This is a genomic window from Enterobacter roggenkampii, assembly GCF_001729805.1.
In the GTDB taxonomy this organism is placed as follows: domain Bacteria; phylum Pseudomonadota; class Gammaproteobacteria; order Enterobacterales; family Enterobacteriaceae; genus Enterobacter; species Enterobacter roggenkampii.
In genome coordinates this window covers 2,443,769-2,468,741 of the sequence record NZ_CP017184.1, presented here as the reverse complement: position 1 = coordinate 2,468,741, position 24,973 = coordinate 2,443,769, and the positions used below count along the sequence as shown (strand labels likewise).

General features: G+C 57.9%; 24 protein-coding genes. 15 read left to right on the top strand and 9 right to left on the bottom strand.

All coding sequences use genetic code 11. The features are described 5' to 3' along the window. The first annotated feature begins 122 nt into the window (after window positions 1-122). Entirely contained in the window at window positions 123-389 is a 267-nt protein-coding gene (locus BFV67_RS11555) for a putative hemolysin (RefSeq protein WP_008501281.1), read from the top strand. On the opposite strand, the gene hslJ is transcribed toward BFV67_RS11555, so the two are convergent. From hslJ to BFV67_RS11535, 4 genes are all read right to left on the bottom strand, one after another. Then, entirely contained in the window at window positions 390-827 is a 438-nt protein-coding gene (gene hslJ / locus BFV67_RS11550) for a heat shock protein HslJ (protein ID WP_008501282.1), read from the bottom strand. Window positions 828-953: 126 nt separating this feature from the next. After that, a complete protein-coding gene (locus tag BFV67_RS11545; RefSeq protein WP_008501283.1) occupies window positions 954-1,082 on the bottom strand; it encodes a DUF2474 domain-containing protein in 129 nt (42 codons plus the stop codon). Beyond that, on the bottom strand, window positions 1,082-2,092 hold the full coding sequence (gene cydB / locus BFV67_RS11540; protein ID WP_032652069.1) for a cytochrome d ubiquinol oxidase subunit II: 1,011 nt from the start codon (window positions 2,090-2,092) through the stop codon (window positions 1,082-1,084). Before cydB ends, BFV67_RS11545 begins: the two co-directional genes overlap by 1 nt. Beyond that, complete coding sequence (locus BFV67_RS11535; RefSeq protein ID WP_069598368.1) at window positions 2,092-3,492, bottom strand: cytochrome ubiquinol oxidase subunit I; 1,401 nt, start codon at window positions 3,490-3,492, stop codon at window positions 2,092-2,094. Before BFV67_RS11535 ends, cydB begins: the two co-directional genes overlap by 1 nt. A 391-nt stretch (window positions 3,493-3,883) precedes the next feature. Between BFV67_RS11535 and ymcF the strand changes: the two genes are divergently transcribed. The 9 genes from ymcF (at window position 3,884) to BFV67_RS11490 (ending at window position 12,401) form a co-directional block, all read left to right on the top strand. Next, a complete protein-coding gene (ymcF, locus tag BFV67_RS11530) occupies window positions 3,884-4,072 on the top strand; it encodes a cold shock small protein YmcF (RefSeq protein WP_032645155.1) in 189 nt (62 codons plus the stop codon). An 82-nt stretch (window positions 4,073-4,154) separates the two neighbouring features. Next, window positions 4,155-5,564, top strand: coding sequence for an aminotransferase-like domain-containing protein (locus BFV67_RS11525; RefSeq protein ID WP_008501287.1), 1,410 nt, complete (start codon window positions 4,155-4,157; stop codon window positions 5,562-5,564). 271 nt (window positions 5,565-5,835) lie between these two features. Further along, the gene (ydcS, locus tag BFV67_RS11520) at window positions 5,836-6,981 is read left to right on the top strand and encodes a putative ABC transporter substrate-binding protein YdcS (protein WP_058654516.1); all 1,146 of its coding nucleotides are present in this window, start codon (window positions 5,836-5,838) and stop codon (window positions 6,979-6,981) included. Window positions 6,982-6,998: 17 nt separating this feature from the next. Next, window positions 6,999-8,012 carry an ABC transporter ATP-binding protein gene (locus BFV67_RS11515; protein WP_059363583.1) on the top strand — a complete coding sequence of 338 codons (1,014 nt, stop codon included), beginning with the start codon at window positions 6,999-7,001 and terminating at the stop codon, window positions 8,010-8,012. A 1-nt stretch (window position 8,013) separates the two neighbouring features. Then, window positions 8,014-8,958: an ABC transporter permease gene (locus tag BFV67_RS11510; protein WP_023292289.1), complete on the top strand. Its 945-nt coding sequence runs from the start codon at window positions 8,014-8,016 to the stop codon at window positions 8,956-8,958. Next, complete coding sequence (locus BFV67_RS11505) at window positions 8,948-9,754, top strand: ABC transporter permease (RefSeq protein ID WP_047071691.1); 807 nt, start codon at window positions 8,948-8,950, stop codon at window positions 9,752-9,754. The genes BFV67_RS11510 and BFV67_RS11505 overlap by 11 nt, the downstream gene beginning before the upstream one ends. A gap of 24 nt (window positions 9,755-9,778) precedes the next feature. Then, window positions 9,779-11,203, top strand: coding sequence for an aminobutyraldehyde dehydrogenase (gene patD, locus BFV67_RS11500; protein WP_069598367.1), 1,425 nt, complete (start codon window positions 9,779-9,781; stop codon window positions 11,201-11,203). Window positions 11,204-11,385: 182 nt separating this feature from the next. Continuing rightward, complete coding sequence (locus BFV67_RS11495; RefSeq protein ID WP_013096478.1) at window positions 11,386-11,559, top strand: GhoT/OrtT family toxin; 174 nt, start codon at window positions 11,386-11,388, stop codon at window positions 11,557-11,559. An 86-nt stretch (window positions 11,560-11,645) separates the two neighbouring features. Beyond that, entirely contained in the window at window positions 11,646-12,401 is a 756-nt protein-coding gene (locus tag BFV67_RS11490; RefSeq protein WP_069598366.1) for an alpha/beta fold hydrolase, read from the top strand. A gap of 70 nt (window positions 12,402-12,471) precedes the next feature. Here the strand turns inward: BFV67_RS11490 and BFV67_RS11485 are convergent, their stop codons facing one another. From BFV67_RS11485 to BFV67_RS11475, 3 genes are read right to left on the bottom strand one after another with little or no spacing between them, the layout of a single operon-like run. Next, window positions 12,472-14,649 carry a virulence factor SrfC family protein gene (locus BFV67_RS11485; RefSeq protein WP_069598365.1) on the bottom strand — a complete coding sequence of 726 codons (2,178 nt, stop codon included), beginning with the start codon at window positions 14,647-14,649 and terminating at the stop codon, window positions 12,472-12,474. Then, window positions 14,646-17,627, bottom strand: coding sequence for a virulence factor SrfB (locus tag BFV67_RS11480; protein WP_069598364.1), 2,982 nt, complete (start codon window positions 17,625-17,627; stop codon window positions 14,646-14,648). The genes BFV67_RS11485 and BFV67_RS11480 overlap by 4 nt, the downstream gene beginning before the upstream one ends. A gap of 4 nt (window positions 17,628-17,631) precedes the next feature. Continuing rightward, complete coding sequence (locus BFV67_RS11475; RefSeq protein ID WP_069598363.1) at window positions 17,632-18,981, bottom strand: SrfA family protein; 1,350 nt, start codon at window positions 18,979-18,981, stop codon at window positions 17,632-17,634. Between the two features lie 283 nt (window positions 18,982-19,264). Here BFV67_RS11475 and BFV67_RS11470 point away from each other — a divergent pair, with 283 nt between their 5' ends. Both BFV67_RS11470 and BFV67_RS11465 read left to right on the top strand, forming a co-directional pair. Continuing rightward, on the top strand, window positions 19,265-20,863 hold the full coding sequence (locus tag BFV67_RS11470) for an ABC transporter substrate-binding protein (protein WP_069598362.1): 1,599 nt from the start codon (window positions 19,265-19,267) through the stop codon (window positions 20,861-20,863). A gap of 100 nt (window positions 20,864-20,963) precedes the next feature. Further along, window positions 20,964-21,197 carry a YdcY family protein gene (locus BFV67_RS11465; RefSeq protein WP_069598361.1) on the top strand — a complete coding sequence of 78 codons (234 nt, stop codon included), beginning with the start codon at window positions 20,964-20,966 and terminating at the stop codon, window positions 21,195-21,197. A gap of 3 nt (window positions 21,198-21,200) precedes the next feature. Here the strand turns inward: BFV67_RS11465 and BFV67_RS11460 are convergent, their stop codons facing one another. Then, the gene (locus BFV67_RS11460; RefSeq protein ID WP_023292297.1) at window positions 21,201-21,650 is read right to left on the bottom strand and encodes a DMT family transporter; all 450 of its coding nucleotides are present in this window, start codon (window positions 21,648-21,650) and stop codon (window positions 21,201-21,203) included. After that, window positions 21,647-22,165, bottom strand: coding sequence for a GNAT family N-acetyltransferase (locus BFV67_RS11455; protein ID WP_023292298.1), 519 nt, complete (start codon window positions 22,163-22,165; stop codon window positions 21,647-21,649). The genes BFV67_RS11460 and BFV67_RS11455 overlap by 4 nt, the downstream gene beginning before the upstream one ends. Window positions 22,166-22,313: 148 nt before the next feature. On the opposite strand from BFV67_RS11455, the gene BFV67_RS11450 reads away from it, so the two are divergent. The 3 genes from BFV67_RS11450 to BFV67_RS11440 all read left to right on the top strand — a co-directional run bounded on the left by BFV67_RS11450 (window position 22,314) and on the right by BFV67_RS11440 (window position 24,919). Further along, window positions 22,314-22,889 (top strand): helix-turn-helix domain-containing protein, encoded by a 576-nt coding sequence (locus BFV67_RS11450; RefSeq protein ID WP_039266492.1) that lies wholly within the window; start codon window positions 22,314-22,316, stop codon window positions 22,887-22,889. A gap of 65 nt (window positions 22,890-22,954) precedes the next feature. After that, on the top strand, window positions 22,955-23,995 hold the full coding sequence (locus tag BFV67_RS11445) for an NADP-dependent oxidoreductase (RefSeq protein WP_069598360.1): 1,041 nt from the start codon (window positions 22,955-22,957) through the stop codon (window positions 23,993-23,995). A gap of 255 nt (window positions 23,996-24,250) precedes the next feature. After that, entirely contained in the window at window positions 24,251-24,919 is a 669-nt protein-coding gene (locus tag BFV67_RS11440) for a GntR family transcriptional regulator (RefSeq protein WP_021240238.1), read from the top strand. Window positions 24,920-24,973 lie beyond the last annotated feature (54 nt).

The window sequence follows — 24,973 nt, the reverse complement described above, 5'->3', positions numbered from 1 at the left end:
TTTTGGCAGAAAAATTGCGAGAAATTGTTTCAGGAGCGCATAAATACGCACTTCCGCTCTCGACGACACGGGATGGGATGCCTATTATGCATAGGTTTCGCATTATTCATGGGGGAGAGAGCATGCGCTCAGCATTTTTGGTAGGGTGTGCCGCATTATTGTTGTCGGCATGCAGCAGTGAACCTGTCCAGCAGGCAACGGCCGCGCACGTGGTGCCGGGTATGAAAGCCGCGATGTCCAGCTCCGGTCAGGCCAACTGCGCGATGATTGGCGGTTCGCTGTCGGTAGCTCGCCAGCTTGATGGTTCAGCTATTGGGATGTGCGCCTTGCCAAACGGCAAACGCTGTAGTGAACAGTCGCTTGCCGTTGGAACCTGCGGTAACTACTGATTATTCTGCACGCTTAAACATCAGCGTTTTATCGGCTGTCGCCAGCGTTAACTGGTCTTCCGTCAGGTCGACCTGCGCACCTTTGCGCAGCATGTCGCCGATGGCCTGATCCAGCTCGTTAAGCTGCGGCTCACTACAGAGCTTGCGCGTCATGGCCAGCGTTTTCACCTTCAGCTCGCCTTCGGACAATTTCCCCTGTCCGTTGAAGCGGTTACACATCTGGCCAGAAACGCTGATGTTATTCACCAGGCTGATATCTGGCAGTGCGCTAAAACCGATCTCAGGTTGCGTTGTCGCGGTCTTCACGGCCTTACCGTCCACACTTTCCAGCACAAAGCGGTGGTTCTTAAGTTGCTCCGGCTGAACGGAGGCTTTACCCGGATTAACGCAGCCGGTAAGGACAAGACTGATAACACTTAACGCAATGAGCTTTTTCATTTTTCTTCTCAAACTATAAACACTGTGAATCTTTTTCCAGTGTAACGATACTCTGCCATGCGTTAATGGGGTTTATCTGAAAGTGCGGGGAGGAGCCGGGCAACGCAGCGGTTGCCCGGGATGACGTTAATGTGATTTAAACCCTGCCGCCGTCATCAGCATACGGAAGAGCATACTGACCGCAGCCAGCGCCAGTACGCTGCCGCCCCAGATAATGGCCAGCCACAGTAATCTTTTCCAGACCGGTTGTTGCATCAGTGATAACCCTCCCCATGCTGAACTTTGCCGCGAAATACGTAGTAACTCCAGAAGGTGTAGACCAGGATAACGGGAATAATCAATAGCGCGCCGACCAGCATAAAGCCCTGGCTTTGCGTCGGTGCGGCGGCCTGCCACAGGGTGATTGACGGTGGAATGATGTGCGGCCAGATGCTGATCCCAAGCCCGCTAAAGCCGAGGAAAATCAGCCCCAGCGTCAGGATAAACGGTCGGCTATGGCTGTCGGGATTATTCAGGCAGCGCCACTGATACAAACTAAAAATCACCACCAGGGCCGGGACGGGCAGCAGATAGAACAGGTTCGGCAACGTAAACCAGCGCGCCGCGATGGCCGGCTGCGCCAGCGGTGTCCAGAGGCTGATCGCCGCAATAAACGCCAGCAGCACGAGTAACAGGGTCTTCGATACCTGACGCATCCGCTGTTGCAATGCATTTTCGCTTTTCATTACCAGCCAGGTCGAGCCTAACAGCGCGTAGGCCACCACCAGGCCCGCGCCGCAAAACAGATTAAACGCGGTAAACCAGTCAAAGGGGCCGCCGGTATAGGCCCGGCCGGTGACGGTAAAGCCGTTAATGACGGCGCCCACCGTCACGCCCTGGGTAAACGTCGCCAGAATGGAACCGCCTATAAACGCCTTATCCCAGAAAGGACGGTGTGCTGGCGTGGCTTTAAAGCGAAACTCAAACGCTACGCCACGAAAAATAAGACCGATCAGCATTAATGTGAGCGGAATGGTGAGGGCATCGATAATCACGGCGTAGGCCAGCGGAAAGGCGCCGAACAGGGCGGCCCCGCCCAGCACCAGCCAGGTTTCATTCCCGTCCCAGACCGGCGCGACGCTGTTAACCATCACATCGCGATCGTCGGCGTTCTGCGTGGCCGGGAACAGAATGCCAATCCCCAGATCAAAACCGTCCATCACGATATACATCAGCGTGGCAAAGACGATGATCACAAACCAGATAATGGAAAGATCGATACCCATTACGGCTGCTCCTTATGTTCAGTTGTGACGGCAGAAAGCGGGCGCGCCGGACGTCCGTCGGACTCGGTGGCGAAAGATTCATGCGGCTGCGGGCCTTTTCGGATGAGGCGCACCATATAGCTGTAACCCACGCCAAATACCGAGGTGTAAACAACGAAGAAGGCCAGCAGGCTCACGCTCATATGCAAATCGCCATGGGCAGAAACCGCATCCTTCGTGCGCTGGAGCCCATAGACCACCCACGGCTGGCGGCCCACTTCGGTGGTGATCCACCCGGCCAGAATAGCAATCAGCCCGGAGGGCCCCATCAGCAGGGCAAACCACAGGAAAGGACGGGAAGAATAAACGCGCTTTTTATAGCGCAGCCAGAGTGCCGTTACCCCAAGCAGCAGCATCAGCATGCCCAGGCCCGCCATAATGCGGAACGACCAGAAGACGATGGTGGAATTTGGGCGGTCTTCCTTTGGAAACTCTTTGAGCGCCGGAACCTGTTTATCCAGACTGTGTGTCAGAATAAGGCTTCCCAGCGCCGGGATCTCCAGTCCAAAGCGGGTGCGCTCCTGTTCCATATCCGGCCAGCCAAACAGCAGTAGCGGGGTCGGCTCGCCCGGCGGATTTTCCCAGTGCCCTTCAATGGCGGCAATTTTCGCGGGCTGGTGCTTTAAGGTGTTCAGCCCGTGCATATCGCCCACCATGGCCTGGAGGGGCGCGACAATCAGCGTCATCCACAGCGCCATTGAAAACATTGCCCGGATGGCGGGGGTATTATTCCCGCGCAGCAGATGCCATGCCGCGGATGCGCAAACAAACAGGGCGCTGCTCAGGAACGCGGCTATCGACATATGCAGCAGGCGGTAAGGGAAGGAGGGGTTAAACACCACGGCGAACCAGTCCACCGGTACCACCTGACCGTTGACGATCTCATAGCCCTGCGGGGTTTGCATCCAGCTGTTGGAGGAGAGGATCCAAAAGGTGGAAATAATGGTCCCCAGTGCCACCATGCAGGTGGAAAAGAAGTGCAGCCTCGGCCCGACTTTATTCCAGCCGAACAGCATCACGCCGAGGAACCCGGCTTCGAGGAAGAAGGCGGTAAGCACTTCATAGGTCAGAAGCGGGCCGGTAATACTGCCCGCAAACTGCGAAAAGCCGCTCCAGTTGGTGCCAAACTGGTAGGCCATCACCAGCCCGGAGACCACGCCCATGCCAAAGTTGACGGCAAAAATCTTCGACCAGAAATGGTACAGCGAGCGCCAGACCGGATTTTTTGTTTTCAGCCACAGCCCTTCGAGTACGGCAAGGTAGCTTGCGAGACCAATGGTGATGGCCGGGAAAATAATGTGGAAGGATACGGTAAAGGCAAACTGTATCCGCGCAAGGTGAAAAGCATCCAAACCAAACATGCACAGCCTCAATGTCAAACGGTGTGCTGTTATGGTATAGGGGCGAAGATCGGACGAGCAGACGCAGAAAAGCGAATTTTAACCATAACAGTTGGCGTAAATTTCACGCTTTAGCCATCTGATATACCTCGCCGTTGTGGAATAAAAATATTCTTTTTATGATTTTTCCGCATTAAACCGCTTGCTTTGTCGTCAGCGTCGTGCGTTAATGGCCTTCTGGTTTTGAGTCCAAATAAATATCTGACGTAGTTTTATAAAGCAGTTCTCATCACGTTGTGCCTCTCCGCAGCCTCTCTTGGGTCTTTATCTACATTCCGATTCGTTTTGTTTAAAACCATTATGCCCAATCGGCCCATTAGTAATTTACGTTTTTACGTTTCAGGAGAAACCTATGACTTCATATATCCATTTTCGCTGCCCATGCTGTCATGGCTCGCAGTACCGCACCTCAGCCTTTGACGTGTCTGAGAAAAACCCGTTTGGCGCGAAATGCATTTTTTGCAAATCGCCGATGATCACGCTCGACCACCTGGCTGCCGCGCATTCCGCTCAGAGCCACGTGACCGAATACCGTAAGTAATTCATCTTCCAGACTATAACAGTTCGCTAAATCTTCTCTTTTTCTCCTGCTGATATACACTGTCGGTCTTAAGGAGAATCTGATGAAAAAATACCAGCGTCTGGCGCAACAAATTATCTCGCAGATTGAGCTTGGCGTATGGCTGCCGGGCGATAAGCTGCCTTCCCTGCGAGAGCAGGTGGCAAGCAGCGGCATGAGTTTTATGACCGTTGGCCACGCGTATCAGATGCTGGAAAGTCAGGGGCGCATTGTCGCCAGACCGCAGTCGGGCTATTACGTTGCCTCGCGCCCGACCGCACAACAGCCTGCGCCACCCGCTCAGGTGATGCGTGACGAAGCGGTGGATATCAATACCTACATCTTCGACGTCTTACAGGCCAGCCGCGACCCGTCCGTTGTTCCTTTTGCTTCCGCGTTTCCCGACCCCAGGCTTTTCCCGCTTCAGCAGCTCAACCGTTCGCTGGCAAACGTCAGCAAAACCGCGACGGCGATGAGCGTGATTGAGAACCTGCCGCCGGGAAACGTCGATCTCCGCCACGCCATTGCCCGCCGCTACGCGCAGCAGGGGATGAACATCTCCCCGGAAGAGATCGTGATCACCGCAGGCGCGCTCGAAGCGCTGAATCTTAGCCTTCAGGCGGTAACCGAGCCGGGTGACTGGGTGATTGTCGAAAACCCCTGTTTTTACGGTGCGCTGCAGGCGCTGGAACGCCTGAAGCTTAAAGCGTTGTCGATTGCGACGGACGTTCGCGAGGGGATCGATCTCAATGCCTTAGAGCAGGCGCTGAATGAATACCCGGTTAAAGCCTGCTGGATCATGACTAACAGCCAAAACCCGCTCGGCTTCACGCTGAGCGCGGAGAAAAAAGCCCAGCTTGTCGCCCTGTTAACCCAGCACAACGTCCCGCTGATTGAAGATGACGTCTACAGCGAGCTCTATTTTGGACGTGAAAAGCCGCTTCCGGCGAAAGCGTGGGATCGTCAGGACATGACGCTACACTGCTCGTCCTTTTCAAAATGTCTGGTGGCCGGTTTTCGCATCGGCTGGGTGGCGGCAGGAAAACACGCGCCGCGCATTCAGCAGCTGCAGCTGATGAGCACGCTTTCAACCAGTTCTCCCATGCAGCTGGCGCTGGTGGATTACCTGGCGACCAAACGCTACGACGCCCACCTGCGCCGCCTGCGGCGTACGCTGGCCGAGCGAAAGCAGCAGGCCTGGCAGTCACTTCTTCGCCATATGCCTGCAGGCGTTAAAATTCACCATAACGACAGCGGCTACTTTTTATGGCTGGAACTGCCGGCGCAGCTGGACGCGGGGCTGCTGAGCGAAAAGGCCTTAACGCACCATATCAGCATTGCTCCCGGAAAAATGTTTTCCACCTCTGACGCGTGGACGCCGTTCTTTCGTTTTAATACCTCCTGGGCCTGGGGAGAGCGGGAAGAGCAGGCGGTCATTCAGTTAGGAAAATTAATTAGCACGATGCTGGAATAATCCTTTCTCCGTTATTTAAATAATCAATTCTTATCCTGATGACGGCGCTGCGACTATTTCGCGGTGACCCGTCATAGGAAATCTGCATACCGTCTCTCGCGCCTAACCCCTTGTCTATAATCCAGTTAACGGGGAATGCGCCCTCGGTCACACCTTGATGAAATTTCCTGAAGCCGAACGGTGCGGCGCATTTGCGCGGTCTACGTTTAATAAGGGAGATATTTTTACGGCACGGCCGCCGCTAAATTTCATTGCGACAGGAGTAACTCTTATGAGCAAAAAATTTGCCCGCAGCAGCCTGTGCGCGCTCGGCATGACTATCATGGCCGCGCAAGCCGCAGAACCAGCAAAGGCCATTGGCGACGGGGAAGGTCGACTGGATATTATCGCCTGGCCGGGATACATCGAGCGGGGGCAGACGGATAAAAACTACGACTGGGTCACCCAGTTTGAAAAAGAGACCGGGTGTGCGGTTAACGTCAAAACGGCGGCCACGTCGGATGAAATGGTCAGCCTGATGGCGAAAGGGGGATATGACCTGGTGACCGCCTCAGGCGATGCCTCCCTGCGGCTGATCATGGGCAAACGCGTCCAGCCGATTAACCCCGATCTTATCCCCAACTGGAAAACCCTCGACGAGCGGATTGTGAAAGGGGAATGGTTTAACGTCGGCGGTAAAGTCTACGGCACGCCGTACCAGTGGGGACCAAACCTGCTGATGTACAACACCAAAACCTTCCCGACGCCGCCGGACAGCTGGAGCGTCGTCTTTACCAAACAGGATCTGCCTGACGGTAAAACCAATCAGGGACGCGTGCAGGCCTATGACGGCCCGATTTATATCGCCGATGCGGCGCTGTTCGTTAAAGCGACCCAGCCGCAGTTGGGTATCAAAGACCCTTACCAGCTCACCGAAGCACAGTATGCCGCCGTGCTGAAAGTGCTGCGCGACCAGCATGCGCTGATCCACCGCTACTGGCATGACACCACCGTCCAGATGAGCGATTTCAAAAACGAGGGCGTGGTGGCCTCCAGCGCCTGGCCGTATCAGGCGAATGCCCTGAAGGCCGAGAACCAGCCCATTGCCACCGTCTTCCCGAAAGAGGGGGTGACAGGCTGGGCGGACACCACCATGCTGCACGCGCAGGCTAAACACCCGATGTGCGCCTACAAATGGATGAACTGGTCGCTGACGCCAAAAGTGCAGGGCGATCTGGCCGCATGGTTTGGCTCCCTGCCTGTGGTGCCGGAAGGGTGTAAAGCCAGCACGCTGCTGGGCGATAAAGGCTGCGAAACAAACGGTTATAATGAGTTCGACAAAATCATGTTCTGGAAAACCCCCATCGCAGAAGGCGGCAAATTTGTCCCTTACAGCCGCTGGACGCAGGATTACATCGCCATCATGGGCGGTCGTTAATTGCCCGGGAGCAGAACATGACGTACGCAGTCGAGTTTAACAATGTTTCCCGTCTGTACGGCGACGTCCGGGCGGTGGATGGGGTCACCATTGCGATCCGCGACGGAGAGTTTTTCTCCATGCTGGGGCCTTCGGGCTCCGGCAAAACCACCTGCCTGCGTCTGATCGCCGGTTTTGAACAGCTGTCAGGCGGGACGATTTCTATCTTCGGCAAAGAGGCAAGCGAACTGCCCCCCTGGGAGCGGGACGTGAACACCGTGTTTCAGGACTACGCGCTGTTCCCGCATATGTCGATCCTCGACAATGTCGCCTACGGGCTGATGGTCAAAGGCGTCGACAAGAAAAAACGCCATGCGCAGGCCCGCGATGCTCTGGAAAAAGTGGGCCTGAGCTTTGCCATCGCCCGCAAACCTTCGCAACTTTCCGGCGGCCAGCGTCAGCGTGTCGCCATCGCCCGCGCGCTGGTAAACGAACCGCGCGTCCTGCTGCTGGACGAGCCTTTAGGGGCGCTCGATCTCAAGCTGCGGGAACAGATGCAGTTCGAGCTGAAGAAACTTCAGCAGGAACTCGGCATCACCTTTATTTTCGTCACCCACGATCAGGGCGAGGCCCTTTCCATGTCGGACCGGGTGGCGGTGTTCAATAACGGGCGTATCGAGCAGGTGGATACCCCACGCGATCTTTACATGCGTCCGCGCACGCCGTTTGTCGCCGGATTTGTCGGCACCTCCAACGTTTTTGATGCGGGCCTTGCGCAGACGCTTTGCGGCATGGAGGGCACCTTTTCCCTGCGCCCGGAGCATATTCGCCTTAATGAACAGGGTGACGTTCAGGTTCAGGGCGTCGTGCAGGCCGTTCAGTATCAGGGGGCTGCCACGCGTCTGGAGCTGAAGCTCGCCGATGGCGCCAAACTGCTGGTGAGCCAGGCTAACTTCAGTGACGCCTCGCCGCTGAGCGGCATTGCGCCGGGGCAGGCGGTCATGGCGTCATGGTCACGCGATGCGATGATCCGCCTTCACGAGGAGGGGTGAAATGGATATGAGCGTTGCGCATCCTCCCGCCCCGCGCGGCCGCCTGAGCCGCATGACGGCCCTGTTCTGGCGAAAGCCGTCGCTCGGTCTGTTCCTGCTTCTGCTTGCGCCGCTGATGTGGTTTGGCATCGTCTATTTAGGGTCGCTGCTGACGCTGCTGTGGCAGGGGTTTTACACCTTTGACGATTTCACCATGGCGGTCACGCCGGATCTCACGCTGGCGAACATTCAGGCGCTTTTCAACCCGGCAAACTACGACATCATCCTGCGCACGTTAACGATGGCGATTGCGGTGACCATTGCCAGCGCCATCCTCGCATTCCCGATGGCCTGGTACATGGCGCGATACACCAGCGGCAAGTGGAAGGCTTTCTTCTATATCGCCGTGATGCTGCCAATGTGGGCGAGCTATATCGTTAAAGCCTACGCCTGGACGCTGCTGCTGGCGAAGGACGGCGTGGCCCAGTGGTTTCTCAGCCATCTCGGCCTGGAGCCGATTCTGACCTCAATCCTGACGCTCCCGGCAATTGGCGGCAACACCTTGTCCACCTCCGGGCTGGGACGGTTTCTGGTGTTCGTCTACATCTGGCTGCCGTTTATGATCCTGCCCGTCCAGGCGGCGCTGGAGCGCCTGCCGGCCTCGCTGCTGCAGGCCTCGGCCGACCTCGGCGCGCGTCCCCGTCAGACGTTCCGCTATGTCGTTCTGCCGCTGGCCATTCCGGGCATTGCGGCGGGGTCCATTTTCACGTTTTCCCTGACGCTGGGGGACTTCATCGTTCCTCAACTGGTCGGCCCGCCGGGCTACTTCATCGGTAACATGGTCTACTCGCAGCAGGGCGCTATCGGCAATATGCCGATGGCCGCCGCGTTCACGCTGGTTCCCATCGTGCTGATTTCTCTTTATCTGGCGTTCGTGAAACGTCTGGGAGCATTCGATGCACTCTGAACGCGCACCGCTGTTCCTGAAAGTGGCAGCGTGGGGAGGCGTCATCTTCCTGCACTTCCCGCTGCTGATCATCGCGACCTATGCCTTCAACACCGAGGACGCCGCCTTTAGCTTTCCGCCGCAGGGGCTGACGCTGAAGTGGTTTAGCGTGGCGGCGGGGCGCGGCGATATCATCGAATCCGTGACGTTGTCACTTAAAATTGCCGCGCTTTCCACCGCGATAGCCCTTGTGCTTGGCACGCTTGCTGCAGCGGCGCTGTGGCGAAGCGCGTTTTTTGGCAAGAATGCGATCTCTCTGCTGCTGCTGTTACCGATTGCGTTACCGGGGATCATCACCGGCCTGGCGCTGCTGACGGCTTTCAAAACGATCAATCTTGAGCCGGGGTTTTTCACCATCGTCGTCGGACACGCCACCTTCTGTGTGGTGGTGGTGTTTAACAACGTGATTGCCCGGTTCAGACGCACCTCCTGGAGCCTGGTGGAAGCGTCGATGGATCTCGGGGCTGACGGGTGGCAAACCTTTCGCTATGTGGTGCTGCCCAATCTGGGTTCCGCGCTGCTGGCCGGGGGAATGCTGGCGTTTGCCCTGTCGTTTGACGAGATCATCGTCACAACGTTTACGGCGGGACACGAGCGCACGTTACCGCTGTGGTTGCTCAACCAGCTCGGGCGTCCACGCGACGTGCCGGTCACCAACGTCGTGGCTCTGCTGGTGATGCTGGTGACAACTATCCCCATTCTGGGAGCCTGGTGGCTAACCCGCGACGGCGAAAACATTGCCGGCAGCGGGAAATAACAGTGAATTCAACAGGAAAATGCTATGCAAAAACATCTGCTGATAAACGGTGAGCTGGTTGCCGGAGAAGGTGAAAAACAGCCGGTTTATAACCCGGCCACCGGAGAGGTGCTGCTGGAGATTGCTGAGGCGTCAGCGGCCCAGGTCGACGCGGCGGTGCTGGCGGCTGACCGTGCTTTTGCGGCGTGGGGACAAACGACGCCGAAAACCCGCGCCGAGTGCCTGCTGAAGCTGGCGGACGCGATTGAAGCGCACGGTGAGGCGTTTGCCCGGCTCGAGTCCCTCAACTGCGGCAAGCCGCTGCACTGCGCGCTGGGGGATGAAATTCCGGCGGTGGTCGACGTTTTCCGTTTCTTTGCCGGGGCCGCCCGCTGCCTGAACGGTCTGGCAGCGGGCGAGTACCTTGACGGCCACACGTCGATGATTCGCCGCGATCCGGTGGGCGTGGTGGCCTCTATCGCGCCGTGGAACTACCCGCTGATGATGGCCGCCTGGAAGCTGGCCCCCGCGCTGGCGGCAGGGAACTGCGTGGTGATTAAGCCCTCTGAGATCACGCCCCTGACCGCGCTGAAGCTGGCAGAGCTGGCAAAAGATATCTTCCCGGCGGGCGTTCTGAACGTGCTGTTTGGTCGCGGGAAAACGGTCGGCGACCCGCTCACCGGGCACGAGAAGGTCCGCATGGTTTCGCTGACCGGTTCGATCGCGACCGGGGAACATATCATCGGCCATACGGCGTCCTCGATTAAACGCACCCATATGGAGCTGGGCGGCAAAGCGCCGGTGATCGTGTTTGATGATGCCGATCTGGATGCGGTGGTCGAAGGGGTGCGGACGTTTGGCTTCTACAATGCCGGGCAGGACTGTACGGCAGCCTGCCGCATTTATGCCCAGAAGGGAATCTATGCCCAACTGGTTGAAAAACTGGGTGCCGCAGTCGCCAGCCTTAAAATGGGGGCGCCGGAAGACACCTCTACCGAACTGGGACCGCTCAGCTCGGCCGCCCATCTGTCACGCGTCAGCCAGGCCGTCGATGAGGCGAAAGCGCTCGGCCATATCCGGGTTGTCACCGGCGGGAGCAAAAAAGAGGGGGCGGGCTACTACTTCCAGCCAACCCTGCTGGCGGGAGCAAAACAGGACGACGCCATCGTTCAGCGCGAGGTGTTTGGCCCGGTGGTGAGCGTCACCGAGTTTGATGACGAGGCGCAGGTGCTGGCCTGGGCAAATGATTCGCAGTACGGCCTGGCGTCATCGGTCTGGACCAAAGACGTGGGGCGCGCCCATCGCCTGAGCGCGCGCCTGCAGTACGGCTGCACCTGGGTGAACACCCATTTTATGCTGGTGAGCGAAATGCCGCACGGCGGCATGAAATTATCGGGCTACGGGAAAGATATGTCGGTCTACGGGCTTGAGGATTATACGGTTGTCCGGCATGTCATGATCAAACACTGATCCGCTTAGCCTGGCCGCTTGCGCGGTCAGGCGTTCTCTTTGCCCGCCAGATGTGTTACGTAAGATACTCAATTGTTATTAGCCATAATTTTTAAGTGGTTATTCTGTAACGAAAAAACTTGATCTGTGTCAACATATGACGCATATTGCGTGCGGTTATTTTTTCGGCTCTGGTATACAGAATGACGTTGTATCAAAAGATGTTGGTTTTTTACGCAATTATGGCTTCCATTTGCGCGTTAATCACCTGGTTCCTCTCAAAAGACCGCAAACGTATCCGCCTGCTGAGCGCTTTCCTGGTGGGGTCAACCTGGCCAATGAGCTTTCCCGTTGCGCTGCTGGTCTCGCTTTTTTGAAGCACGCTTCCAGTTTTAAAAGATGAACATAGCATTCCTGATGCGATAACTGTATAAATACACAGTGCATCGTAAAAGGAGTGCTTATGAACAGTTTTTACTCGCAACAGGCCGGTTGCACCGTGCGCTGGCACGACTTGCCCGGCTCCGGCGATCCCGTGGTGTTCATTCACGGGCTGGGCTGCGCCGCTTCCTATGAATATCCCCGCGTCGTTCGTGACCCGCTTTTTGGCGCGCGCAGAGCGATTCTCATCGACTTGCCCGGCAGCGGCTACAGCGATAAGCCTGAGCACTACAGCTATAAAACCACCGACCAGGCGCACGTTGTGGCGGAGCTGATTGACCATCTTAAACTGGATTCCTTCTGGTTATACGGCCACAGCATGGGCGGCAGTATTGCTATCGAAACGGCGGGGCTGCTGGCTACGCGCGTGAAGGGGCTGATGGTGTCAGAACCCAATTTTCACGCGGGTGGGGGGATGTTCAGCCGGTCAATCGCGGCGCAAAGCGAGCAACAGTTTCTGGAACAGGGTTATGACGTCATGCTCAGCGCAGAAAAAACGGCGTGGGCAGGGTGCCTGCAGAGCAATGCGGCTTATGCCGTCTGGCGCGGTGCATCCAGCCTGGTGGCGGGCGTTGAACCGGAATGGGAAGCGCAGTTCCTGTCACTTCCTTGCCCGGTAACGTTGATTTTTGGCGAGCTCTCTCTGCCGGATGACGATGTGGAAAATCTGCAACAGAAAGGCGTTGAGGTAAAAATTATCCCTGCGGCAGGGCACTCTATGTCGTGGGAAAACCCCTCTGCGCTGGCGCAGGCCTTAGCCGGGTGTATGACGATGTGATTATTGTGCAATGTATCATCGTTGCGAAATGTAGGCCGGGTAAGCGCAGCGCCACCCGGCAAGAAGGCGGCTACATTATTAAAGCACGTAGTGCCTGACGAGCGTCAGGCTGAACATCATGCGGGTGATGGTAATCAATGTTCTCGATCGCGCGGCTATAGAGCGCGACCAGCCAGTCGTAAACGTACGCGGTAGCCGCATGGACCGGCTGTTCACCCAGACGCGTCAGGCGGGGCTCGGCGCTGCTCACCACCGGGGTGACGAAGATGGCCTGCCCCTTGCGGATGCGGCTTGCCGGGCGCGTCGCCACGGGGGTCTTGTCGTAACCCAGCCAGCCAACGAAATTGCCCATCACGGCATGCAGTTGCGCAGCGCTACTCTTATCCGCTTCGACAATTCGCTGCAGCTGCTGAGGCAGATCCAGCCGGTAGCTGGTGACCACCAGCACATCCGCAATTTGCTGCAACACCGCAGGATCCAGCCCAAGACGGGCGGCTGTCGCCTCGTTGCGGCTCCACTGGCGCAGATGATTTATCCAGACTTTGTGTGCCAGGCGCGCTTTGTCTTTGGTCTGGTACAGACCGGCGCTTTCCTGGGCGTTCTCGGCAAACAGGTCAATGGTATCCGTAAATAGCCCGTTAACCTGCTCCTCGCGCGGCTGCTGAACGGCCAACAGTGTTTCAAAGGCTTTCAGCGGCGGCAACAGGCCTTCAAGCAGCTCGCCGTGGCGGGCGGCACTGCTTTGCAGCGTGCGCACCATGTTTTCTGCCTGAGTGCGTCGGATACCTGGCTCCTCAACCAGCGGTGCCAGGTAGCTTTGCATCATCGCCGAGAGCTCCAGACGCAGCGCGTTTTTGAGCGTGCCGAGACGCTTCTGTCGCTGCGCGGGCAGCGTGGCCTGAGACAGCCACTCAATGACGCGCTGCATGCTGTGGCTGTCCAGAGCCTGCAGCGTGCCCCAGCGCAGGCCGGGCTTCCCGAGCAGATGCTGTACGGCTTCATCGAGATTCTGCCGGGTGGTAAAGCGAGCGTCGTGCGGGGTGATCGCCCATACCAGACCCGGCAGGGCAGATTCTTCCGCAGGCTGCGTCTCCCTGACCCAGTTCATTAACACTTTTGCTTTTTTGGCCGTCTGTTCGTGCTGCGCCGTCGCGTTGCAGATGACCAGCACATCCGGCTGGAGCTGTTGACGATAGTGCTCAAGCAGCCACTGGGATTTTGCCTGGCGTAGCGGATCGGCATGGCGGTCTTCAAACACAGGGATATCAATGATATCGACATTATCCAGCGCGCCGTTCTCAACCGGAAGCACCAGTTCACGGGTCAGGAAGGCCAGCACATCGACGGGGAGGCTGATGGCGTTCAGCATCTCACCGTTGTTCAGCGGATGGAGAAGCGTCTCTTGCGTATTCTGCAGCGCTACCGAGCCGTCGTGCGTCAGGAACCCTTCGCCAGGCAGCCCGAAGCTGTCCACCAGCAGGCTAAGGGGGGCCGCAATCTCGCTGGCATGGCTGGTCTGGTGCAGCACATGGGCCAGATTTAACCACTGCTGGGTCAGTTCCTGCTGCTCGCCCCACAGCAGCGACCAGACGCTGGCGCGGGTGCTGAGATCGAGCGAAGGCACCAGTTGGGCGAACTCGTGCCACAGGGCATCATCAATTTGCTGTTTCGCGGCGGGTACCGTGCTCTGCCAGAAGCGGGCAATCGCCCCCACGTCCTGCGCCGTGATGCCGGGCACGCTCTGCGGCTGGCGCAGGCCGCGCCATTTCTCCAGGCGGGTCTCAATGACCGCCTTATCCACCGCGCGCATCTGCGGGTGCAGCGTCGTGCGGGCAATAAACAGCTGCACCAGCTCGGCCTCGGTGACCAGGCTCAGGCGCAGCGGAAACGCTTCGTCAAGCGCTTCCGGGGTTTCCCGGGTGAAGCGGACGGCCATGTTGGTCAGGGCATGTCCCGGATTGATATGCGAAAAATAGTCAAAGGTGCGCTGGCCTGGCGTCACGTTCAGGCGTCCATTGCCGCTGCCGCACAGCGACAACAGCAGGTGCGCTTTCGCGCTCTGCGAATGGCCGTAAAGCCCGATGCTGCTCTGGCGGGTCATGGCGCGTTCAATGGCCAGCTCGCGCGCCTGCGCCGCGTTGATGCGGGCAAGCAGGGCGTCGGCATCGTTATCCAGCACGGGGGCGTTCAGGCGCGTCTCGTTGATCCACCCGATTAAGGCCTGAGTGGTGGTGGTCGTCGCTGTCATTTCAGGTATACGCTCCCGCTGTCGATCCAGTAGTGGCTGCCGCTGTGTCGGCGGTCGGCCAGGGTATTCAGTTTGAAGGTTAAGGCGTCAGGCGCCACCGGCGTGCCGTCCTGCAGCCAGGCATCGCTCAGCTCGAAGGCCTCCGGGCCTTCATGCTTGCTGCCGCCGCAGAGTTTGAGCCGCACGTTCAGCACGCCGTCGCCGGCAATCGCTTTTGCCAGTTCGGCCGAGTTAATGCTGAGCGTGTAGAGCGGCGTGGCAGGCCAGCGCGCGTTCGCCAGCTGGCGGAAGCCGAGGGTGACGTTACCGCGCAGCGGGAAGTGCAGACGCGCGTCAAGCTTCGCACCGGGTTTATCAAGATCGATATCCTGATACCAGACGTTTTCCTCGCGCAGGGTATTGACGGTGTTATCCAGCACGCCCAGATAGCGCACGGTGGAATACGCGCCAATGTCCGCGGCTTTAAAGTTGAAGCGCGGCAGACGCAGGTCAAGCGCAAGGCTGCAGAGCATGGCCCCCACGGCAGCGGTCGATTTCGGGTTGCCAATGCGCCCCTGCTGGCTGAACGGATACCACTCATGCACCTGGTATTTATCCAGCCAGACGATGCGGTTGACCGGCACCGGCTGCAGGTGGCGAATCAGCGCCTGAACGCCAGGCAGGCAGCCCGGGCGTCCGGTGATCAGCAGAATGTCGCAGCTATAATGGGAGATCGCCTCACACACCGCGTGGAGCGGGGAGGCCAGCGTAAACTGCCCGGCCAGCATCGCATCCTGCATTTCGCGGAAATTGACGTGCAGCGGCACGGCGAAGAGGTCAAAAGCGTCAGAACCCGCAGGCAGGGCATGGTCGATCGCCTGCTGCAGATAGTTCATCACGTTGCGGGTCGGCTTCTGCGGCAGGAGATCGCCAAAGGTGGCGTGCAGACCAGCCAGCGGATCGTCAATGTCGCTGGACTCCCACCCGGCAAGAATCGCATGGCCAAGCGGCATAAACAGCTGCAGCGCCGTCTGCTGGCGCAGTACGGCCTGGGTATCAATGCGCCCGGAGTCGCCGAACAGTGAAGCCATCAGCAGCGAGGCGTCTGCGATACCGGATTTTTGCAGCTGCGTTTGCAGGGCGGGCAATACGTAGCGCTGAATCACGTCCAGAAGCGTGTCGTCGCCCGCCACCTTAAACCCTTCCCGGAACAGCAGCTGCGGGGTGATTTTGACGTTATTGCCGGAGCCGTCGTCCAGCTGGTAATGGGTGATCGCCATATCCGTTGTGCCGCCGCCGATGTCGATGGACGCGACGCGCAGCGCGCGTCCCGGCTGGCTGCCCGGCTCAGGCTCACGGTCCGGACGGGCAAGGGAGGCGAAGAAGGCCTCGGTCTGGCCGCCAAAGCGGGAGATGGCTTCGTTATACAGCCAGACCAGCTGACCGCAGCTGGCTTCATCCCACTCCATCTGGATTTCCGGTACCGGCACCACGCTTTTTTCCTGCTGTTTGCGGGTGACAAAATCCTCATCCTGCGGGTGCCAGCCCATCGCTTTCCAGACAATGGCGATGGCTTCAAACATGCGGCGTCGGAAGATCTCGCGCTCCTGCTTTGGCATGGCGGAGGGCAGCGTCAGGATCAGCGTGCGCAGCTGGCGCGGCGAGGCAGGGAAGCCCAGGCGCAGGCGCGTGGCGACGCTGTTGATCTGCCCCAGTGCCTGAGCCAGCAGCTCGCACAGCATGTGGGTCATCAGGGTGCTGCGGCTGTATTGCGGCGAGAAGACTGGCAGGCGCTCGTCCTGCGGCAGCGTGAAGAGCGGCTCGCCGTCATCGTTCATCAGGTTCATCAGCGGGAACGCGGTGGCAAGCGGTTCACGCTGGGTCTTGCTGTTCATCTGGCTAAAGCGCCAGTCCTGCACGACCGGGGTTTCATCCCACAGGTAGCGACGCGGGCTGGAGATACCGCTGTTGCCCTCGGTGCCCAGACGCTGCATCGCCAGCTTTCGGGCTTCATCACCGACGCGGACAATCGACGGCCAGACGAAGGCATCTTCGCGACCGCTTTCCACCGAGAAGTGCTGCTTGCCAAAACGCGCTTCCGAAAACTCGAGACGGCTGGTGAACAGCGGTTCGTTCAGGAACTGCGGCTCGCTGAGCGAGCGGACCTGCAGCTCGGCGGTCTGGCGCAGCCCATCGTTGGCATCGCCGTGGTCTTCAATAATGACGCCGCAGGTGTGGGTATTGCCCACGTCGAGGATCAGGTCGACCGGAATGGCAGGCGTGCTGAGCGTATGGGTGACAAATTTTACTTCCGGCACGGTGAGCTGTTCACCGAGCATGGTCAGCAGGTTGAGCCAGTGGGCCTGATACTCAAAGCTGCGCATCGCCTGCTGCAGGTCGCGTTCAGAGCGGTTCTCAACGCCGTCGGCATACTGGGTAAACGCCTCGCGCAGCCAGCCGTCAATCCAGGTCTGATCGAGGAAGCTGTCTACCTCGCTATCGCGCCAGGCCAGCGCGAAGCGGGTGCCGTTCAGAATATCGTTTTCCACCGGAGAGAGCGCGGACGTGGCATGGTCGGCAATCTGGCTGTCAAGCGCGAGGGTCACGCGGTGGGTATTGCCTGCCGTGTCCGGGGTGTCAAGCTTGCGCACCTGAACGCGCGCCCAGTTATCCGGCCCTTCCACAAACGTCCGCGGCGGGTTGAAGCGCAGGAAAGGAACCGGAAGCCAGACGCCATCCAGTACCGTCAGCGACTGATGCAGCGGGATAGTGGTTTCTGGCTTGACCACTTCAGGCTGGCCGCCGTTCATGCCCGGCAGGGTATAGCGACCGTTGACCAGGTCGAAATCGAGGCGCAACAGCGGGCCGTTCGCGGTTTTACGTACGAAGCGCCCGTTGCTGGCGGAGTCCTGCGGCGTCAGACCGAAATCGAGGAACTGCACGCCGCTGTTGGCAATAAGCGTGACGCTTTGTTTATAGTCGCAAAGATTTACCAGCATAGGATCAGGCACCTGCTTTCTTGAACGTCAGTGGGACGACGGTGTTGGCATCATAACGGGCGCGACATTCTGCGATATCGCTGGTGCCTGCTTTACAGGCCACTTCCGGCATCGGGTAGCGGGAACCGTCGGTGCAGCGGGCAGTACCGCGACTCTTAATCATCAGTTCGCCATTGCTGTGTAGGCCGGAGAAGACCTCCGCGCGGCAGACAATGTTGTCGCCGTGGACAACGCGGGCGAAACCTTTATTGTTCTGGATTTGATAGCGCAGCGACGGCGGCTTGCCGGTCACCGGATCCTTCACGTCGAGGATGGCGCGCCAGGTGCCGTTCAGGAAGCGCGTCGATCCCGCTTTCACCTGATTCGCTTCCATCACCATGGCGTCTTTCGGAATGGCGACAATCACCACCGGAGCGGGTTGTGGCGCAGCTTCAGCTGGAGCCGCTTCTTTTTCTTTGCTGGCCATGACCTCCGCCTGATGCAGCGGTAACTTCATCGCCAGCGGTTCAACCGCCTTGATCGGCTTTGGCGCAATCTCCACGGGTTCAGGTGCGGGCGCCGGGGCGGGCTCAGCGGAAGGCGCCTGTTTCGGCCACAGCAGCGGGGCGGCAACGGCGGCAACGATCACGGCGGCAACCGGCAGGGTCCACAGGGGAACGCGGCGCTTTTTCACGATGTTCGCCGGAACAGGTTCCTGGACAGGTTGCGCAACGACGGGGGCCGGTTCGGGCTCATACAGATCCTCCGGCGTAATACGCACCACCGTGGATGGGGCGATCAGCGGCTCGTCAGCGTGCTCAAAGGTCATCACCGGCTCTGGCTCAGGCTCGGGTTCAGGATCGTCAATCACAACAGGGGCTGGCTCAGGGATCAGGGACTCACGCAGGCAGTCGAGGACATCGTCGCGCGCGTTCTCGTTGAGGTTTACAAACCCCCAGAAGCTGATGACCGGCTTTCCGTCCACCAGGAAGAGGAAGTTTTCGCCCGGAAACTGAAATGCCTTCGACAGCAGAGAGCCAAAGAGCTGTTGCGCGGTTTTGGGCGACTGCAGGCATTTCTTGCTTAATGACTCGACGCTGGCGAGCGTGTTTTCAAGATAGCGCAGGGCGCGATAGCGATCATCTTCATCGGCCGCTTTCCAGCTGATTACGCTCCCTTCAACCGGGGAATACCAGTCCACGCGGTCGCCGCTGTCGTTGACCTGAGGAATCGCCAGACAGTCGACGATGGCCTGTTGTTTGCGCAACCGGAGCGCTTCCCGGATTTGCAACGCTGATTCGAAAACGGCTTGTCCGCCGCCGCCAACGGCCTGAAAATCATCCAGATTACCGCTGCGTAAAAGAGTTTTTGCCACGATTTGATCCCATATACTTCTTCACACCCTTACTTTAACGAACCGAGGACGCAACCAAACGGAGGAAGAGACGCTAAAAGCGCCGATTTCTTGCGGCATAGAAAGTGACGGTTGTGCTTGACGAATAATGGCACTTAAGACAAATCGTCTTTCTGGCTGCTGGCGGTTAAAACAGCAAAAACCGCGGCTTTAGAATAACCTGATAGTGTTTCGTTATTTGCCAGGTCAAAACGCCTGTGCTGTTATTACTGTCCTATATAATAAAACTGTCAGGGTTATAACCATGTCTACAGGGAAAACACTGCTCGCCCTTGCGCTGAGCGCGCTGTTACCAGCCGGTGCCGCATGGGCGGCAAACAACGACACCCTTATTTACTGTTCAGAAGCCTCCCCCGAGTCCTTCAACCCACAAATCGCCAGCTCTGGCCCGTCTTTTGTGGCCAGCTCTCAGGTGCTGTATAACCGCCTGATCAATTTCGACCCGGTGAAAAATACTCCGGTGCCGTCGCTGGCGGAGTCCTGGACAATCTCCCCGGACGGCAAGACCTATACCTTTACCCTGCGTAAAGGGGTGAAGTTCAACAGCAACAAATACTTCAAACCGACGCGCGATTTTAATGCCGATGACGTTATTTTCTCGGTCATGCGCCAGAAAGACCCTAAACACCCGTACCACAACGTGTCGCAGGGGAACTACGAGTACTTTAATGATGTCGGTCTCGATAAGCTGATCCAGGACGTGAAAAAGGTCGATGATTACCACGTTCAGTTCACCCTCAGCGAACCCAACGCCGCGTTTCTGGCCGACTGGGGGATGGATTTCGCCTCGATTCTCTCCGCGGAATACGCCGACGCGATGCTGAAAAAAGGCACGCCTGAGAACGTGGACACCTGGCCGATTGGTACCGGGCCTTACGTGCTGCAGCAGTACAAAGTGGATTCGCTGATCCGCTACGTCGCGAACCCGAACTACTGGGAGGGCGAGGTGCCGACGAAGCATCTCATCTTCTCCATTACGCCAAACGTGGAAACCCGCCTGGCGAAGCTGCAGACCAACGAGTGCCAGATCATTCCTGCGCCATCCCCGGTTCAGTTTGACGCCATCAAGAACAACAAAGACCTGACGCTGCACGCCGTCGATGCGCTGAACGTCGGTTATCTGGCGTTTAACACCGAGAAAAAACCGTTTGATAACCTGCTGGTGCGTCAGGCGCTCAACTACGCGACCGACAAGAAGGCCATCGTTAATGCGGTCTTTATGGGATCGGGCACGGTGGCAAAATCGCCGATCCCGCCAAATATGCTGGGCTTCAATAAAGACCTGAAGGACTACAGCTACGATCCTGAAAAAGCGAAAGCCCTGCTGAAGCAGGCGGGTCTGGAGAAGGGCGCGGAAGTCACGCTGTGGTCAATGCCGGTGCAGCGTCCGTATAACCCGAATTCGCGTCGTATCGCGGAGATGATCCAGAGCGACTGGGCGAAAGTCGGCGTGAAGGCCAAAATTGTCTCTTACGAGTGGGGCGAATATCTCTCCGGAATGCGTAAAGGCGAGCATGACTCCGCGCTGTTTGGCTGGATGTCCGACAACGGCGACCCGGACAACTTTGCCGACGTGCTGCTCGGCTGCAACAGCATTAAAACCGGCTCAAACGCCGCGCGCTGGTGCGATAAGGGGTATGATGCCCTCGTACAAAAAGCGAAGCTGACCAGCAGCCCGGCCGAGCGCGCGAAGCTCTATGGCCAGGCGCAGGAGATTTTCTACCAGCAGGCGCCGTGGATTGCGCTGGCCAACGGGAAAACGTTCTACGCGACCCGCAGCAACGTGACCGGGTACAGCGTAAGCCTGATGGGGAGCGATTTCTCAAAAGCGAAGCTGAACTAAGCCTTTTTAGCCGGGTGGCGGCTCCGCCTTACCGGGCCTACATTTGGCACCTGTAGGCCCGGTAAGCGTAGCGCCACCGGGCACATAACGAGGAGTGACAATGTCACATTTAAACGAAGTTATCGCCCGCGTCGATGCCGCCATCGAAGAGAGCGTCATTACCCACATGAACGAACTGCTGATCGAATTAAGCGATGATGCAGAGCTCAGCCGTGAAGATCGCTACACTCAGCAGCAGCGTCTGCGCACCGCGATTTCGCACCACGGTAAGCAGCATAAAGAGGAGATGGACGCGCGTGAGGAACAGCTGACGAAAGGCGGCAGCATACTGTAACCATCAAAACTGGCGTCGCGCCACCAGCCAGGCCCCGACCACCAGCATCACCGCGCCGCACACCGGGCCGATCAGGGCGCGCAGCGGGATGCCCTGGCTCCTCAGCACGTCCAGCACCAGCCCGCCAATCAGCTGGCTTGCCACCAGCACGGCGATGGTCGTCGCCGCGCCAACGTTCTGATAGCCGCTGATGCTGGCAAACACAAAAAACGACCCCAGCAGCCCCGGGATAAGCGTCCACCAGCGCACCGTTGCGGCGAGCTCGCTGAACCCGGCGACGCCCTGTTTCAGCAGCAGAATGCTGACAAACAGCACGATGCCGACCAGCGAATTCAGCAGCATCGCGATAAGAATGGTGGAGGAGGACTGGGTGATACGCACCATCAGGGTGTTTTGCACCACCAGGCCAATGCCCGCCGCCACCAGAAACGCCAGCGTCAGTGACTGATTCATGGGATCGCGTCCGGGTCGCTGCGCTCGTCCAGCTGCAGCTGCATAAAGGTTAAGTCCAGCCAGCGGCCAAACTTGGTTCCCACCTGCGGCATTTGTCCGGTCGTCACAAAGCCGAGCGTTTCATGGAGATGAATCGAGGCATGGTTTTGCGCTTCAATCCCGGCCACCATCACGTGTTTACCGATGGCGCGGGCCTCGTTAATCAGCGCCTTCATCAGCGTGCGGCCAATCCCTTTGCCCTGATGGGCCGGGTGGACGTAGACCGAGTGCTCAACCGTATGACGGAAACCGTCAAAGGCGCGCCAGTCGCCGAAAGAGGCGTAGCCGGTGATTACGCCGTCTTCCTCGCTCACCAGAACCGGGTAGCCCGCAAGCGAGCGCGCCTCAAACCAGGCGATTCGGTTATCGGTATCGACGGTTTTATCGTTCCAGATCGCGGCAGTGTGCAGCACCGCGTGGTTGTAAATCTCGCCTATCGCAGCGCAGTCTTCTTTGCAGGCATGACGAACGATCATGATGAAGCCTCTGTGTGTTGTTCACTATAGTATTACGTTATCGCTACGATATTACACAACTGTATCGCCCGATCGCTACGGCATAAGCCATATTTTTTTGTTATCAAAAGCCCATTGAATTGCCGTTCATACACTATAGTATGACGTCATGAACACCATAACAGACACAATGAATCAACGGATTAGCGCAAGAATTCGCCTTGAACGCGAGTCTCGCGGGTGGTCCCTGAGCGAGCTGGCGGACCGGGCAGGCGTCTCCCGCGCCATGATCCATAAAATCGAGCGCGGGGACAGTAGCCCGACAGCCACCTTGCTTGCCCGCCTGTCGGGCGCGTTTGGCATCAGCATGTCAACGCTGATTGCCCGGGCCGAAATGCAGGAGGGCAAGCTGCTGCGCCTGGCAAATCAGCCCGTCTGGCGCGACCCGCAGACGCACTACCTTCGCCGCCATGTTTCTCCCCGTACCGATCTGCCCATCGACCTTGTTCAGATTGAACTGCCTGCGGGCAGCGATGTTCCGATGCCGGCCTCTTCTTACGCGCTGGCGCGTCAGCTTATCTGGCTGCAGTCCGGTGAGCTGGTGTTTCAGGAGGGCGATACGCGCCACGAAATGCAAGCCGGAGACTGTCTTGAGCTGGGGCCGCCTAATGACTGCCGGTTCATTAACGAGACGAACGAAACCTGCATCTATCTGGTTGTACGCCTCAATCAGTCTGGCTCGTAATGCTAATGCGATAACGCCGAACGTGAGCCAGGCTGTAATGACATTTGTACCAGAAGGAGATCCTGATGAATCACTCTGTTTCGCATAACCGCCGCTGGGTGCTGGCCTCTCGTCCACAGGGCGCACCGGTCGCGGAAAATTTTCGTCTGGAAACGCAGCCTGTTCCGGAGCCGGGTGCGGGGCAGCTTCTGCTTCGTACCGTCTGGCTGTCGCTGGATCCTTATATGCGGGGTCGCATGAGCGACGCGCCATCCTATTCACCGCCGGTTGAGCTCGGTGCGGTGATGGTGGGGGGAACGGTCAGCCGCGTTGAACAGTCAAACCATCCCGACTACAAAGCCGGTGAATGGGTGCTGGGCTACAGCGGCTGGCAGGAATATGAACTCTCGGACGGCAGCGGCCTGGTGAAGCTGGGCGACAATCCGTCTCATCCTTCCTGGTCGCTGGGCGTACTGGGTATGCCGGGCTTTACCGCCTATATGGGGCTGCTGGATATCGGGCAACCGAAAGCGGGTGAAACGCTGGTGGTGGCGGCGGCGACCGGCCCGGTTGGCGCGACGGTTGGGCAGATCGGCAAAATCAAAGGTTGCCGGGTGGTCGGCGTCGCCGGTGGCGCAGAGAAATGCCGCCATGCCGTTGAGGTGCTCGGGTTTGACGAGTGTCTGGATCACCACGCGGCGGATTTTGCCGACCAGCTCAAGCAGGCCTGCCCGAACGGCATTGATGTCTACTATGAAAACGTCGGCGGGAAAGTGTTTGACGCCGTGCTGCCCCTGCTGAACACCTCCGCGCGCGTGCCGGTGTGTGGCCTGGTGAGCGGCTACAACGCGACGGGCTTGCCTGACGGGCCGGACCGCCTGCCGCTTCTGATGGCGACCCTTCTCAAGAAACGCATTCGGATGCAGGGCTTTATCATCGGCCAGGACTATGGACATCGCATCCATGAGTTCCAGGAAGAGATGGGGCGCTGGGTGCAGGAGGGAAAAATCCACTATCGCGAACAGGTCACGGACGGGCTGGAAAACGCCCCCGAGGCGCTCATTGGCCTGCTGGAAGGACGAAACTTCGGCAAAGTCGTGATTCGCGTCGCGAGTGACAATAAATAAAGCGCAATATGGCGGGGTTTCCCGCCATATTTATTTGTGAAGATACGATATATTGTCTTTAATTACTGGACATGACTTTTCGCGCCATCATCCCCGATGAGCCCGAAAACGATAAAAAAAATGACGTTTACTTTTTTTGCTGTTTTTTGTACTTCCCACCACCAGGCATGACGATACAGGATATATCGTACCGGCGCCGTTTTATTAAAACTGGCGTTTAAAAATAGCATTAAGTTTTAGCTACAGGAATTCCACATGCTTGATTTGGATCACTTAGAAAAAGCCCAAAGGGTTAGCCTTACCATGCAGGTTGAACACAGTTTGAAAGGGGCGTTAATTACAGGCTCTCTCAAACCAGGAGCACGACTGATTACGAAAGAGATTGCTGATAAATTAGGCACCAGTATTACGCCGGTCCGCGAAGCGCTGTTGCGCCTGGTCTCCTCAGGCGCGCTTCACGCCACGCCCGCACAGGCGTTTCTGGTCCCTGAAGTGACGCTGGAGCGTTATAACGAGATTAACGCCATCAGAAAACAGCTTGAGCCAATGGCGGTCGCCGCAGCATGCCAGAAGATGTCAGACGGCAAGCTGGAGGCGTTGCGCAAAATGTCAGAGGCTTTCCATGAGGCCATGCGCAATGGAAACGTTCAGCAGGCATTGCATGCGAATCGTATCTTCAGGTTTACGCTTTATCAGTATGCGGAAATGCCTACGCTTAATGCCTTAATTGAACAGCTATGGGTCCGCATCGGGCCCTGCATGAACTACCTGCATCACGAACTTAACGACATCAAAACGGCAACGTATCACTATGACGAGCTGCTTTCGGCCCTTGAGCGGAGAGATGTTGATGCGAGCCAGAAGGCGATTGATAAGTTGATTGATGAAGCAGATTCTCTATTACAGCGACAATATTTTAACTGAGAGATTATTTATTAGAGCGACTATATACCGCCGCTAATTATTTATCTGGTGAAT

Excerpts from the sequence above, each read along its gene's own strand:
- BFV67_RS11555 (WP_008501281.1), top strand. The coding sequence starts at position 123 with ATGCGCTCAGCATTTTTGGTAGGGTGTGCCGCATTATTGTTGTCGGCA.
- hslJ (WP_008501282.1), bottom strand. The coding sequence starts at position 827 with ATGAAAAAGCTCATTGCGTTAAGTGTTATCAGTCTTGTCCTTACCGGC.
- BFV67_RS11545 (WP_008501283.1), bottom strand. The coding sequence starts at position 1,082 with ATGCAACAACCGGTCTGGAAAAGATTACTGTGGCTGGCCATTATCTGG.
- cydB (WP_032652069.1), bottom strand. The coding sequence starts at position 2,092 with ATGGGTATCGATCTTTCCATTATCTGGTTTGTGATCATCGTCTTTGCC.
- BFV67_RS11535 (WP_069598368.1), bottom strand. The coding sequence starts at position 3,492 with ATGTTTGGTTTGGATGCTTTTCACCTTGCGCGGATACAGTTTGCCTTT.
- ymcF (WP_032645155.1), top strand. The coding sequence starts at position 3,884 with ATGACTTCATATATCCATTTTCGCTGCCCATGCTGTCATGGCTCGCAG.
- BFV67_RS11525 (WP_008501287.1), top strand. The coding sequence starts at position 4,155 with ATGAAAAAATACCAGCGTCTGGCGCAACAAATTATCTCGCAGATTGAG.
- ydcS (WP_058654516.1), top strand. The coding sequence starts at position 5,836 with ATGAGCAAAAAATTTGCCCGCAGCAGCCTGTGCGCGCTCGGCATGACT.
- BFV67_RS11515 (WP_059363583.1), top strand. The coding sequence starts at position 6,999 with ATGACGTACGCAGTCGAGTTTAACAATGTTTCCCGTCTGTACGGCGAC.
- BFV67_RS11510 (WP_023292289.1), top strand. The coding sequence starts at position 8,014 with ATGGATATGAGCGTTGCGCATCCTCCCGCCCCGCGCGGCCGCCTGAGC.
- BFV67_RS11505 (WP_047071691.1), top strand. The coding sequence starts at position 8,948 with ATGCACTCTGAACGCGCACCGCTGTTCCTGAAAGTGGCAGCGTGGGGA.
- patD (WP_069598367.1), top strand. The coding sequence starts at position 9,779 with ATGCAAAAACATCTGCTGATAAACGGTGAGCTGGTTGCCGGAGAAGGT.
- BFV67_RS11495 (WP_013096478.1), top strand. The coding sequence starts at position 11,386 with ATGACGTTGTATCAAAAGATGTTGGTTTTTTACGCAATTATGGCTTCC.
- BFV67_RS11490 (WP_069598366.1), top strand. The coding sequence starts at position 11,646 with ATGAACAGTTTTTACTCGCAACAGGCCGGTTGCACCGTGCGCTGGCAC.
- BFV67_RS11485 (WP_069598365.1), bottom strand. The coding sequence starts at position 14,649 with ATGACAGCGACGACCACCACCACTCAGGCCTTAATCGGGTGGATCAAC.
- BFV67_RS11480 (WP_069598364.1), bottom strand. The coding sequence starts at position 17,627 with ATGCTGGTAAATCTTTGCGACTATAAACAAAGCGTCACGCTTATTGCC.
- BFV67_RS11470 (WP_069598362.1), top strand. The coding sequence starts at position 19,265 with ATGTCTACAGGGAAAACACTGCTCGCCCTTGCGCTGAGCGCGCTGTTA.
- BFV67_RS11465 (WP_069598361.1), top strand. The coding sequence starts at position 20,964 with ATGTCACATTTAAACGAAGTTATCGCCCGCGTCGATGCCGCCATCGAA.
- BFV67_RS11460 (WP_023292297.1), bottom strand. The coding sequence starts at position 21,650 with ATGAATCAGTCACTGACGCTGGCGTTTCTGGTGGCGGCGGGCATTGGC.
- BFV67_RS11455 (WP_023292298.1), bottom strand. The coding sequence starts at position 22,165 with ATGATCGTTCGTCATGCCTGCAAAGAAGACTGCGCTGCGATAGGCGAG.
- BFV67_RS11450 (WP_039266492.1), top strand. The coding sequence starts at position 22,314 with ATGAACACCATAACAGACACAATGAATCAACGGATTAGCGCAAGAATT.
- BFV67_RS11445 (WP_069598360.1), top strand. The coding sequence starts at position 22,955 with ATGAATCACTCTGTTTCGCATAACCGCCGCTGGGTGCTGGCCTCTCGT.
- BFV67_RS11440 (WP_021240238.1), top strand. The coding sequence starts at position 24,251 with ATGCTTGATTTGGATCACTTAGAAAAAGCCCAAAGGGTTAGCCTTACC.